Source organism: Labrys sp. ALF-8 (assembly GCF_059699065.1).
The window spans coordinates 1,588,700-1,601,421 of the sequence record NZ_AP048537.1 but is presented as its reverse complement, the minus strand read 5'-3'; the positions used below and the strand labels follow the sequence as shown (position 1 = coordinate 1,601,421).

Here is a 12,722-nt window from a genome sequence, read left to right as displayed (position 1 = left end):
TAGTGCCGATCTTGTGGGCAAAAGGCGCTGGATTGGAGCGGCGGTTTCCGGCCGCCCTCCTGGATACGGGGTGATTCCCGCTAGGCCCGCTCCATGCCCGGGCTTCGGAGCACCCGCAACATCACGAACACGGCCATGGCGACGTGGATCCCGGCATTGTGGAGATAGAGGGCCGAGTCCCCCAGCCAGTGCATGACGTAGTAGGCCGTGATCGGGCCGAGCACGGCGCCGATGCAGTAGAGAAAGAGCAGCGCCGCGGCCACACCCACGGCGTTGTCGCGCCCCGTGATGTCGTTGGTGTAGGCCGAACTCACATAATACTGCGTCGAGATGATGCCGCCGATGATGAAGCCGACCACCACGAAGGGCCAGCCGATCAGGCCGGCGCCGCTCCAGTAGATGCCGATCTCGAACAGCGCCGTGAGGACGCACAGGCCGATCAGCACCTTGCGCCGGTCGAAGGCGTCCGAGATGCGCCCGACCGGAAACTGGAAGGCGGCGGAGCCCAGCGTGATGGCGGTGACCAGCGTGCCGGTCTGCACGCCGTCCATGCCGAGCTTGGTGGCATAGACCGGGGTTAGCGACCAGAACGGGCCATTGGCGAAGCCGATCAGCGCGGCGCAGACGAAACCCACGGGTGTAGTCCTGAGCAGCCAGAGCAGGCGCATGCTCGGGCGGCGCGTTCCCTTGGGCGGCGGTCCGTCCTGGATGAGCAGCAGCGGCGAGAGGAATATCGTCACCACCGTGGCGGCGATGGCGAAGATGGTGAAGGCGTGCGGGTCTCCCAGCCGCATGAACTGGTTGCCGACCGCCCACCCGCCATATTGCGTGATCGAGTAGATGCCGAGCAGCCGGCCGCGAATGCGGTTCTCCGCCCGGCCTTGCAGGTAGCTCTCCACGATCGCATAGATGCCCGCGAGGAAAAATCCGCGCAGGAAGCCGATGAAGACCCAGGCGTGCGGCTCGACGAAGGTGCCTGCCGCGACGATCATGAACGCACCGCCCAGGGAGGAGCATCCGAAAGCCCTGATATGGCCGAAGCGCTGCACTAGCCGCGGCGTCAGGAAAGCTCCCGTCAGCATGCCCCCGAAATAGGCCGATCCCATCAGGCTGATGGCGAGCGCCGGGAAATGTTCGAGTTCGGCGCGGACGGGCAGGAGCGTGGTGAGCACGCCGTTGCCGGCCAGCACGCCCGCGACGGCGACCAGCAGGGCGGCGATGGAGGCGTAGGGGGAACGCAAGGAAGTGACTTTCGGGTGGGAGCGCTGGCGGGGCGGGAGAGAGGCGGGATCGTTCACATCGCCTGTTGCGGCGGCTCGCTGATCGCCGGTGGGCGTGAGAAGCGGCGGATCAACCAGGAGCGGAAGAGCGCGATCTCGGGACGGTCGAGATCGTCGGGGTGTATGGAGAGGTAGTAGCCATAGCCGTCATCGACATGGATGTCGTACGGTCGCACCAGCCGGCCGGCACGGATGTCGTCCTCGAACAGCACCGGGTCGACCAGCGCCAGGCCCGCCCCCGAGAGGGCGTACTGCACGGCGAGTTGGGCGGTGTCGAAGACGAGGCCGCGGTCGAGAGGGCCGGCGCTGACATGGGCGGCCCGGGCGAAATTCTCCCACAGGAAGGCTGGCGGCCGGGCGTCGAGCTTGACGTGCAGGAGATCGTTCGTGGCGAGGAAGGACGCGACGTCCATTTCCCTCGCCTTGGCGGCCACCTCAGGATGGCAGAGGATGGTCAGCTTCACCATCCAGAGGAGATCCAACACCTGCGGCGCCACGCGCGGCGGCGTGTAGATCACGGCGATGTCGGCCTCGCGCTCGGCATTCCCGGGCACGGGTCGGGAATCGATGTCGAGCTTGAGGTCCGGAAACTCGGCCCTGAAGCTGCGCAGCAGCGGCATGGCCAGGCGCTGGGCAAAAGTCGTCGGCAACAGCACGCGGAGCGAGCGCTGGGGCTCGCCGCGCTCGCGCATGATCTCTTCCAGCGTCGTGTCGATCCGTTCGAAGGCCTTTTCCACGACGGGCAGGAGCCGCTTGCCGGCCTCCGTCAGCGCAGGCTGTGACGGCTTGCGGTCGAACAGCGGCACGCCGAGAAAATCCTCGAGGCCGATGACGTGGCGGCTCACCGCGCTCTGCGAGACGAGAAGGCTCTGGGCTGCGGCGGTGAAGCTGCCCTGGCGCCCGACCGCCTCGAAAGCGCGCAACGCATTCAGCGGCAGCCAACGCCTGTCCATCGGTGAAAATCCTGACCTGACCCGACGATTCCGGCCGGATCGTCGCCCTGCCGCATCATCCCGTTCCCGCATATTCGCCCTAGCTTGAACGCGACATGAACAGGGTCCGGAATGACGCTCATGAGCAACTTCTTTAACCCCCAAGGCGTAGGCATAGGACACAGGTCCGACAAGTCCGTTTCCTCTCCATGCCCCCCGTCTCCCCCTCCGATACACGCCCGTTGACCGGCATCGCGCTGGCGGCGGCAGGCTATTGCCTGTTCTCCATCCAGGACGCCACGGTGAAGTGGCTGGTGCAGAGCTACGAGGTGCCGCAGATCCTGTTCCTGCGCTCGATCACCATCGTCTTCGTGGCGATGGCGATCGCCCATCGCCAGGGCCAGCCCCCGATCTGGAGAAGCCGGAACAAATGGGCACTCACCACGCGGGCTGTCCTGCTTCTCGTGGCGTGGCTCGCCTTCTACAATGCCTCACGCTATCTCGGCCTTGCCGATCTCACCACCATGTATTTCGGCGCGCCGGTGATGGGCGTGGTGCTTTCGATCCTCATTCTCAAGGAAAAGGTCAGTGCGGCGCGTTGGTGCGCCGTGATCGCCGGCTTCATCGGTGTGATCGTGGCCGCCGACCCGTCCGGCCGTGCCGATTTCCTGCCGGCCGCCATGGTGCTGTTCGCGGCCTTCTGCTGGGCCTGGGGAACGGTGCTCATCCGCCTGATCAACCGCTCCGAAAGCACCGCCAACCAGATGATCGCCACCGCCGGCCTTTTCGTGGTGGTGTGCGGGGCCATGCTCCCCTTCGTCTGGAAGACGCCCGACCTCACCGGCTGGGGCCTGATGCTCGGTCTCGGCCTGCTCTCGGGCATCGCACAATATCTGCTCTACGAGGGCTATCGCTACGCTCCCGCTTCCGCCATCGCGCCGGTGGAATATACCGGCCTCGTCTGGGCCTTCATCTACGGCTATGTGCTTTGGCAGGACATTCCCAAGCCGCACGTCTTCGCGGGCGCGGCATTGATCGTCGCGGCGAGCCTCGGCCTCGTCTGGTGGGAGGCGCGGGCGCATCGACTGAGGGTGGCGTAGGCTTCGCGCCTTCTCAGCGCTTCTTTTTCGCCGTGCCGTGCTGCCAGGCCATTTCAAGCGCGGCCCGCAATTCCGCCTCCGACAAGGCCTGCAGGTCCGCGACGGTCCACCCCTGCCTGCCCCAGGCGTTGGGCACCGGTCTGAAAGCGTCCGACGCCAGCAGGCATTTGAATTCCTGCTCCTCCGGTGTGAACTTGAAATTCACGGTCAGGCCGTCGGATGCCAGCGTGGCATAGATGCGCGCGGCCTTGAACGCGACACGGTCGAAATGAGGAGCCTCGCGGGTGCCGTCCAGCGCCAGGGCGAGGCGCCTGAGATCGTCGGCCGTAGCCATGGTGTCCTCCCTCGCCCAGGATCGGGTGCGTTCGGGCTGAGACTGTCTTCGAGAGATTTGGCTCGAACTCCGCTTTCGCAAGACTCATCTTGCCATGACCCACCACCGGGCCTAGGCAGGATCCCATGAAGATCCTGCTTTCCATGCTCGCCCTGATCCTGTGTGCCGTCACGGCCGCTCCGGTTTCCGCCCGCCCGGTGTCGGGGCCTGCGACCTGGATCGGCATCGGCACGCAGATACAGCGTGGCGTGGCGCCCAGCCGATGGCGCATCCGCCTTGCCTTCGACAAGAACGGCAATGCCCATATCGATTACCCCACCCTTCATTGCGGCGGTGCGCTGATCCGGACCGGGCATGCCGGCAATGTCGTGAAGTTCCGCGAGCATCTGCGCTATGGCCGGAAGATCTGCATCGACAACGGCACGGTCACCGCCTGGCGCCGGGGAAACCGCCTGTTCTGGCGCTGGTCCGGGGTGGGCACCACCCACCCCGCCATACGGGCGCGCGCCACGCTCGTCCTGTCGCGGCATCGCGGACGATGACAGGCACCGGCGCCCATTGGCGGGATGCCTGTGATTCCGAGATCAGCCTAGTCGCGTCTTTTCCAGCATCTTCTCGTCCAGCGCATAGCCCAGGCCGGGCGTGTCGCCGAGCGTGACCATGCCGTCGCTTCCGACGGCGAGGGGCTCCTGCATCATGAAGTCGCGGCGGGGCAGGCTCCATTCCGGCGGGTCGTAGGGAAATTCCATGAAGGGCGCGTCGGCGAGGCCGGCGGTGAGATGGGCGTTGGCGGTCACGCCCATACCGTTGGTCCACGTATGCGGCGTGAAGATGAGATTGTTCTCGTGCGCCATGGCGGCGACACGGCGAAGGCCGGTGATGCCCCCCACCAGCGCCGCGTCGGGCTGCAGCACGTCGAGGCAGCCGTCGCGTACGAGATCGCGGAACTCGTAGAGTTCGCGCGTCATCTCACCGCCGGCGATGCGGATGTCGACCATCTCACGCAGGCGGCGCATGCCCTCGCGGTCGGAGCGGTGCAGCGGTTCCTCCATCCAGTAGACGCCGAGACGCTCCAGTTCGCGCGCCACCGGCACGGCGTCCTTGAGCGACCAGGGCGCATAGGCGTCCCAGGACATGCGCCAGCCCTGGTTGCAGTCGACCATCAGGTCGAGTTTGCCGCCGACGCGCCCGCGCACGGCTTCCAGCGCCTTGATGTCGGCGCGCCAGTCGCCGCGATGGAAGCGAATCTTGAGGGCCTTGAAGCCCTGTCCGAGATAGACCTCCGCGGCATCGGCGAGTTCCTCGGGCTTCCTCAGCGTGCCGGAGGAGGCATAGGCCGCGACCTTGTTGGAGAGGCCGCCGAGTAGCTTCCACACCGGCTGTCCCGTGATCTTGCCGGCGAGATCCCACAATGCGAGGTCCAGCGGCCAGCAGCGCCCGTAATGGAACTGGATGTTGGAGAGGATGCGGTAATGGCGCTCGATCGCCATCGGGTCCTCGCCGATGAAGAAGCGTTCATGGCCGGCGAACCCCGTCATCGTGTCGCCCGAACCGTAGCCGGTGAGACCCTCGTCGGTGGTGACGCGCACGATCGTGGCGTCGAAGGAGGTGCGCGGCTTGGAATCCCAGCTCGCATGGAAGGGCGGGTCGAGGGGCAGGCGGTGATGGGTGATCTCGATGCCGGTGATTTTCATGCTATGTCTTCCTGGGATGTTCTTCCTGGGATCACAGGCATCCGTGCCTGCTCTTGGAACCGACGCGATTGAGGTAGGGAAGAGCAGGCCGCCGTCACAACCATCTCGCTGGTTGTGCATGGGATGCCTGCGATCCCGCGTTAGTAAGCCGTCCAGACCGTCTTGAAGTCCATGTACTTGTCGATGGCATGCGGCGAGCGGTCCCGCCCGAAACCCGACTGGCGGAAGCCGCCGAAGGGCGTCGCCAGCGAGGACTTGTCGAAGCAGTTCACCCACACCGTGCCGGCGCGCAGGTCGCGCGTGAAACGGTGGGCTGTGCCCATGTCCCTGGTCCACACGGCGGCGGCGAGGCCGTAGATCGAGTCGTTGGCGATTTTCAGGGCCTCGGCCTCATCATCGAAGCTCGTTACCACCACCACGGGCCCGAAGATCTCCTCCCGCGCCACCCGGTACTGCGGCTCGACGCCGTCAAGGATGGTGGCCTCGACATAGAAGCCGCCGGTTTCCTCCATCACGCGCTTGCCGCCGCGGGCGATCCTGGCGCCTTCCCCGGTGCCGATATCGATATAGTCGAGGACGCGCTGCATATGTCCCTTCTCGACCAGGGCGCCCATCTGCGCGGCGGGGTCAAGGGGATGGCCGAGCGGAATTTGCTGGGCCGCGACCTCGCCGATCTTCCTCACCAGTTCATCCTTGATCGAGGCATGCGCGATCACGCGAGAGCCTGCATGGCAGGTTTCACCCTGGTTGTAGTAGATGCCCCAGGCGATGCCCGAGGCCGCCGCGTCCAGATCGGCGTCGGCCAGCACGACATGGGGGCTCTTGCCGCCGCATTCGAGCGCCACGCGCTTCATGTTGCTTTCGCCGGCGTAGCGCATCATCAGCTTGCCGACTTCGGTGGAGCCGGTGAAGGAGATCATGTCGACGTCGACGTGGAGGGCGAGCGGCTTGCCGGCCCTCTCGCCGAAACCCGGCACGATGTTGAGCACGCCGTCGGGTAAGCCGGCTTCCTTTGCCAGCCCGCCGAGCCGGAGTGCCGAAAGCGGCGACTGTTCGGCGGGCTTCAGCACCACCGAATTGCCGGCCACGAGAGCCGGGCCGATCTTCCAGGCCGTAATGATGAGGGGGTAGTTCCACGGCACGATGGCACCGATCACGCCCAGCGGCTCGCGCCTGACGATGGCGAGGTCGTTCGGTCCCGTGGGCGCCACCTCGTCGAAGCTCTTGTCGGCGAATTCGGCGTAATACTGGATGCAGTCGGCGCAGAAGGGCACGTCGACCGCCAGCGAGTTGCCGATCACCTTGCCGACGTCGAGCGTTTCCAGAAGCGCCAGGCGTTCGAGGTCCGCGCGGATGAGTTCCGCGAAGCGCAGGAGGATGCGCTTCCTCTCCGCCGGCGGCTTGTTGCGCCAGCGGCCATCCTCGAAGGCGGAGCGGGCGGCCTTTATCGCTAGCTCGATGTCCTCCGCGCTGCAATCGGCGACTTCTGCGATCACGCGCCCGTCGATCGGCGAGGTCTTGGTGAAGGTGGCGCCGGATTGAGATGGCACATAGCGGCCATCGATGAAGGCGCGGCCTTCGGGCTTCAAGGTTGCGGCCTTGGCTTCCCAGTCGGAGCGGGTGAGGGCTTTGTCGAGCATGTTGCTTCCTGGGGCCGCCGGCATCCCGCCGGCTCATGGAAAGGATATGGTTTGTGGGGGAGAGCCGGCAGGATGCCGGCGGCCCCCCGGATCAAGCCTGCGTCAGTACGCGCTCGGCGAAGCGCAACAAGTCAGTATCCTCGATCGTGCGGCGATTCGAGGTACGCATCGCAGCATTCTCCGGCCGCGCCATCTGTTCGGCGAGACGGGTCGGCGTGACACCCTCGAACTCGTCGCCGAGCGAGACCTTGATGCCGATCGCGCGCACCAGCTTCTCGAAGGCGACGGGCAACTCCGCCGCGGATTTCAAGCCCATCGCCTGTGCCGCGGCGCTAAAGCGCCCATCGTCGCCCTCGATGTTCCAGCCGAGCGTTGCGATCATGCCGAGCGCCACCGAGCGGCCATGCTGCACCGGGCGTAGCGAGCCGAGTGCATGGCCGATATTGTGGGCTACCGCCGTGCCGCAATTGTCGATGGCGATGCCCGCCAGCGCGGCGGCGCGCTGCAGGCCCTCTCGGGCGGCCAGGTCGCTGCCCTTGCCCACTGCGTTGGCGAGGTTGGCGACGGCGAGGCGGATCGCCTCATGCGCGTAGACGTTGTTGGCCGGCGTGGCATTGCCGTTGGTGGTCGCCTCCAGTGCATGGACGAGTGCGTCGATGCCTGTCCAGGCTGTCAGGACTGGCGGCAGCGAAAGCGTGGTCTCCGGATCGAGGATCACCTCGTCCGGTTTTAGTTCCTCGCCCCAGAGCCAGACCTTGGCCTTGTCGGCCCGGGTGAGGATGGCGGTGCGGGTGCATTCGGAGCCCGTGCCGGAGGTGGTGGGAATGACCAGCGAGACCAGGCGCTTTCTCGGGAAGGCCCGCTTGCACAATTCGTAATCCTCGGCCGAGCGGCGCGCCGTCGCCGCCGTCGTGGCGACGGCTGCGACCACCTTGCCGAGGTCCAGGGCCGACCCGCCGCCTAGGGAGACCACCGCCTTGGCCTTGGTACGCCGGGCCTGCGCCGCAGCGGCGTCTGCGGAGACGATGGTGGGATCGCCCGCGAATTCCGAAAAGACGGAAACCCCGAGGCCGGCCTTCTTCAACGAGGCCTCGACATCGTCGATGAGCCCGGTGGCCTTCAGGCCGGGATCGGCGACGAGAAGCACGTGTGCCCCCTTGCCGAGCCTGGCGGCGGCAAGTTCGCCGGCTAATTCACGTGCGCCGGGGCCACCGGTGATACGCGGCAGATGGGAAAGCTGATAGCGGGCCATGGAAGGTCTCGATCATTCGGGCGCCAGCCTTGAGGCCGACATTGGAGCCATTTGGACGATGCCGCCCAAAGGAGCCGGGCCGGAAGCCGCAACCCTACGCGAGGGCACTCGTCCTTCGTCACGTCCGGGCATGACAAAAGGTCGAGGTTCGGTCGACTTCCGGATCAGTTTCCAGAGGGCGGTGCACTGACTTGGGCCAACTTTAGCCGCAGCCTTTTTGCACCGGGCGCGCCTTAATTCGATGAGCCGATCCAAAAATCCGATAGCCTCCTTTCGCCGTGGCGAACGGCCCTGACGCGCGCTAGGTTTTGGGCAGAAAAGGAACCACCGTCCATGGAAAGCCCGCAGGAACTCTCCCTCGAAACCAGCGAAAGACCACGCCGCCGTGGCCGCGAGGAACGCCAGCGTTCGGGTAGTTCGGCGCCCGTCTATCGTCCTCAGCCCAGGCGGCCCTTTCCGGCGGTGAATGCCGTCTCCGAGGACCAATTGGAGGCCATTCACGCTGCCTCGCTGCAGATCCTCGAGGAGATGGGTATCGAGGTGCTTCATGATGAAGCCAGGGCCATCCTCAAGGCTGCGGGGGCGGACGTCTCGCAGGGTTCGAACAAGGTTCGCTTCGACCGCGGCCTGGTCGTGTCGAAGATTGGCCTCGCGCCGAGGAGCGTGACCCTGCACGCGCGCAATCCAAATCGGAACCTCGTGATCGGCGACGACTATCTCGCCTTCTGTTCGGTGGCGAGCGCACCCAACGTGGCCGATCGCGAGGGGGGCCGGCGGCCCGGCAACCGCAAGGACTACCAGAACCTCATTCGGCTCGGCCAGACGCTCGACACGGTGCATCTGTGGGGCGGCTACCCGGTCGAACCAGCTGATGTCCACGCATCCGTGCGCCATCTCGACGCGCTCTACGATATGCTCACGCTGTCGGACAAGCCGATCCATGCCTATTCGCTCGGGCGCGAACGCAACCTCGACGCCTTCGAACTGGTGCGCATCGCGCGCGGGATCGATCGCGAGACCCTGGATCGCGAGGTCTCGCTCTTCACCATCATCAATTCCAACTCCCCCCTGCGTCTCGACATCCCGATGATGGAGGGCGTCATCCAGATGGCGCGGCACAACCAGCTTACGGTGCTCACCCCCTTCACGCTGGCCGGGGCGATGGCGCCCGTCACCATCGCCGGCGCAGTGGCCCAGCAAAATGCGGAGGCGCTGGCCGGGCTGGTGCTGGCGCAGTCGGTGCGCCCGGGCGCACCCTTCGCCTATGGCGGCTTTACCTCGAACGTCGACATGAAGACCGGCGCGCCCGCCTTCGGTACGCCCGAGCAGATGAAGGCGGCGCTCGTCGGCGGCCAGCTCGCCCGCCGCTATGGCCTGCCCTATCGCTCCTCCAACACCAATGCCGCCAATACCGTCGATGCGCAGGCGGCCTATGAGAGCGTGTTCTCGCTCTGGGGCGCGGTGATGGGGGGCGTCAATCTCCTGATGCACGGCGCCGGCTGGATGGAAGGCGGCCTCCACGCCAGCTTTGAAAAGATGATGATCGATGCGGACCTGCTCGACATGATCACGCATTTCCTGATGCCGTTCCAGGTCAACGACGATGAACTCGCGCTCGATGCCATCCGCGAGGTCGGGCCGGGCGGCCATTTCTTCGGCTGCGCACACACGCAGGCGCGCTACCGCACCGCCTTCTTCGCGCCGATGATCTCGGACTGGCGGAACTATGAAACGTGGCAGGAGGCCGGTTCTCCAACCGCCTATGATCGCGCCAACCGCCTCTACAAGGATCGCCTCGCTGCCTATGTCGAGCCGCCGATGGATCCCGCCATCCGCGAGGAACTCGATGCCTTCGTCGCCAAGCGCAAGGCCGAGGGCGGCGCGCCGACGGATTTCTAAAGACCGGGGGCGCGGACATCCTGTCTGCATCTTCCCACCCACCAAGCGTATCGCTTCCAAGATGCGGACAGGATGTCCGCGCACCCGGAAAATCGCCGCCTCAGTTTCACACTCGACCCTAGGATGCCCGCTCCATGAAATCCCACACCCGTGTCCTCGTCATCGGCGGCGGCGTCGTCGGCTGTTCCGTGCTCTACCACCTCGCCAAGGCCGGCTGGACGGATATCACGCTGATAGAGCGCGCAGAGCTGACGGCGGGCTCGACGTGGCACGCGGCGGGCGGCTTCCACACGCTCAACGGCGATCCCAACGTCGCCAAGCTCCAGCAATATACCGTGGAGCTCTACCGGGAGATCGAGGCGCTCTCCGGCCAGTCCTGCGGCCTGCACCTCACCGGCGGCGTCATGCTGGCCGGTACCAAGGAGCGCATGGACTGGCTGAAGATGGCTCACGCCAAGGGGCGCTATCTCGGCATGCATACCGAGATCATCTCGGCGTCCGAGGCCAAGAGGCTGATGCCGCTGATCGACGAGAGCCAGTTCGCGGGCGCGATGTACGATCCGCTGGAAGGCCATCTCGACCCCTATGGCACCACCCACGCCTATGCCAAGTCGGCCAAGATCCTCGGCGCCGAGATCGTCCTGCGCAACCGCGTCGTCGACATGTCGCAGCGCGAGGACGGCACCTGGGACGTTGTCACCGAGCAGGGCAACATCCATGCAGAGCATGTGGTGAACTGCGGTGGCCTATGGGCGCGCGAATGCGGCCGCATGGTCGGCCTGGAACTGCCGGTGCTCGCCATGGAGCACATGTACTTCCTTACCGAGGACATGCCTGAGGTGGCCGAGATCAACGCCTCCACCGGCAAGGAGGTGATCACCGCGCTCGATTTCGAGGGCGAGATCTACATGCGCCAGGAGCGTGGCGGCATGCTGCTCGGCACCTATGAGCAGGCCTGCGTGCCCTGGTCGGAAAAGCAGACGCCCTGGGATTTCGGCCAGAACCTGCTTGAGCCCGACCTCGATCGCATCGCTCCGTCGCTGGAAGTCGGCTTCCGCCACTTCCCGGCCTTCGAGAACGCCGGCATCCGCCGCGTCATCAACGGGCCCTTCACCTTCGCGCCCGACGGCAATCCGCTGGTCGGCCCTATCAGGGGCCTGCGCAACTACTGGGTGGCCTGCGGCGTGATGGCGGGCTTCTCCCAGGGCGGCGGCGTCGGCCTCGCGCTCTCCAACTGGATGGTACATGGCGATCCGGGCTTCGACGTCTGGGGCATGGATGTCGCCCGCTACGGTGACTGGACCACGCTCACGCATACGAATGCCAAGGTGCGGGAGAACTACGCCCGCCGCTTCCGCATCCGCTTCCCCAATGAGGAACTGCCGGCGGCCCGGCCGTTCCGCACCACGCCGATCTATGACCGGCTGGAGAGCCACAACGCCGTGTTCGGTGACATGTGCGGCCTTGAGCATGCGCTCTGGTTCGCGCCCTCCAAGGCAGAGGCGAAGGACGATTTCTCCTTCCGCCGCTCCAACGACTTCCCGCATGTCGCCGCCGAGAGCGCTGTGGTGCGCGAGGGCGTCGGCCTTCTGGAGATTTCGAACTTCGCCAAATACGAGATTACCGGCAAGGGCGCCGAGGCTTGGCTCGACGACATCCTGCCCAATCGCCTGCCGGCCAAGGGCCGCATGGTGCTCACGCCCATGCTCAACGAGAACGGCATGCTGATCGGCGACTTCACCCTGGCGCGCGAGGCGGACGACCGCTTCTGGATTTTCGGCTCGGGCCTTGCCGAGCAGTACCACATGCGCTGGTTCCAGGCGCACCTGTCCGAAAGCGGCGTCGGCCTGCGTGCCCATGGCCTCGATCTCGTCGGGCTGCAGATCGCCGGTCCGAAATCGCGCGAGTTGCTTTCGCGCCTCGTCGACGAGGATATTTCCAAGCAGGCCTTCCCGTTCATGGCCTTCGGGCGATTCAATGTCGGCACCGTGCCCGCCATCGTCGGCCGCGTCACCTATACGGGCGATCTCGGCTATGAGCTCTGGGTCAAGCCCGAGCACCAGCGCACGCTGTTCGACCTCCTGATGAAGGAAGGCGCCGATCTCGGCATCAGGCTCTTCGGCGGACGCGCCCTCAATTCGCTGCGCCTCGAGAAGAGCTTCGGCTCCTGGTCACGCGAGTATCGCCCGATCTACACGCCCTGGGAGGCGGGTCTGGAGCGCTTCGTCTCTACCCAGAAGCCGGCTTTCATCGGTCGGGACGCCATGCTGAAGGCGCGCGACGCCGGCCCGGTACGCAAGCTCGCCACCTTCGTGGTCGATGCCCTCGATGCCGACGTCATCGGCGACGAGCCGGTCTGGCGCGATGGGAAGGTGGTCGGCTGGGTCACGTCCGGCGGCTACGCTCATCACTCCAAGGCCTCCGTGGCCCTCGGCTATGTCGAGGCGGCGGCGTTCGATGCGAGTGCGCCCTATGAGATCGAGATCATCGGCGAGCGTCGCCCTGCCAGGATCGCGGCGGAACCGCTGTTCGACCCGAAGGGCTTGAGAATGCGGGGGTAGCGGAGCGCGGACTCCTGTCCGCACTCTGAA

At 65.9% G+C, this 12,722-nt stretch carries 10 protein-coding genes; 4 read left to right on the top strand and 6 right to left on the bottom strand.

Annotated features, from left to right (window positions below; all coding sequences use genetic code 11):
- Nucleotides 1-80: 80 nt before the first annotated feature.
- Both AC6H34_RS07365 and AC6H34_RS07360 read right to left on the bottom strand, forming a co-directional pair.
- Complete coding sequence (locus tag AC6H34_RS07365; RefSeq protein WP_448150609.1) at nt 81-1,241, bottom strand: MFS transporter; 1,161 nt, start codon at nt 1,239-1,241, stop codon at nt 81-83.
- A 53-nt stretch (nt 1,242-1,294) separates the two neighbouring features.
- Nucleotides 1,295-2,233, bottom strand: coding sequence for a LysR substrate-binding domain-containing protein (locus AC6H34_RS07360; RefSeq protein ID WP_448150610.1), 939 nt, complete (start codon nt 2,231-2,233; stop codon nt 1,295-1,297).
- Between the two features lie 188 nt (nt 2,234-2,421).
- On the opposite strand from AC6H34_RS07360, the gene AC6H34_RS07355 reads away from it, so the two are divergent.
- Complete coding sequence (locus AC6H34_RS07355) at nt 2,422-3,312, top strand: DMT family transporter (protein ID WP_448150611.1); 891 nt, start codon at nt 2,422-2,424, stop codon at nt 3,310-3,312.
- A gap of 13 nt (nt 3,313-3,325) precedes the next feature.
- On the opposite strand, the gene AC6H34_RS07350 is transcribed toward AC6H34_RS07355, so the two are convergent.
- Nucleotides 3,326-3,646, bottom strand: a complete 321-nt coding sequence (locus AC6H34_RS07350) for an MmcQ/YjbR family DNA-binding protein (protein WP_497538369.1) — start codon at nt 3,644-3,646, stop codon at nt 3,326-3,328.
- Between the two features lie 125 nt (nt 3,647-3,771).
- On the opposite strand from AC6H34_RS07350, the gene AC6H34_RS07345 reads away from it, so the two are divergent.
- Nucleotides 3,772-4,188, top strand: coding sequence for a hypothetical protein (locus AC6H34_RS07345; protein ID WP_448150613.1), 417 nt, complete (start codon nt 3,772-3,774; stop codon nt 4,186-4,188).
- Nucleotides 4,189-4,230: 42 nt separating this feature from the next.
- On the opposite strand, the gene AC6H34_RS07340 is transcribed toward AC6H34_RS07345, so the two are convergent.
- The 3 genes from AC6H34_RS07340 to AC6H34_RS07330 form a co-directional block, all read right to left on the bottom strand.
- On the bottom strand, nt 4,231-5,340 hold the full coding sequence (locus AC6H34_RS07340) for a mandelate racemase/muconate lactonizing enzyme family protein (protein WP_448150614.1): 1,110 nt from the start codon (nt 5,338-5,340) through the stop codon (nt 4,231-4,233).
- 140 nt (nt 5,341-5,480) lie between these two features.
- Nucleotides 5,481-6,980 carry an aldehyde dehydrogenase gene (locus tag AC6H34_RS07335; protein ID WP_497538368.1) on the bottom strand — a complete coding sequence of 500 codons (1,500 nt, stop codon included), beginning with the start codon at nt 6,978-6,980 and terminating at the stop codon, nt 5,481-5,483.
- 91 nt (nt 6,981-7,071) lie between these two features.
- Complete coding sequence (locus tag AC6H34_RS07330) at nt 7,072-8,232, bottom strand: iron-containing alcohol dehydrogenase (protein WP_497538367.1); 1,161 nt, start codon at nt 8,230-8,232, stop codon at nt 7,072-7,074.
- A gap of 333 nt (nt 8,233-8,565) precedes the next feature.
- On the opposite strand from AC6H34_RS07330, the gene AC6H34_RS07325 reads away from it, so the two are divergent.
- The gene (locus AC6H34_RS07325; protein WP_497538366.1) at nt 8,566-10,131 is read left to right on the top strand and encodes a trimethylamine methyltransferase family protein; all 1,566 of its coding nucleotides are present in this window, start codon (nt 8,566-8,568) and stop codon (nt 10,129-10,131) included.
- A 134-nt stretch (nt 10,132-10,265) separates the two neighbouring features.
- The gene (locus AC6H34_RS07320) at nt 10,266-12,692 is read left to right on the top strand and encodes a GcvT family protein (protein ID WP_448150618.1); all 2,427 of its coding nucleotides are present in this window, start codon (nt 10,266-10,268) and stop codon (nt 12,690-12,692) included.
- The last annotated feature ends 30 nt before the right edge of the window (nt 12,693-12,722 follow it).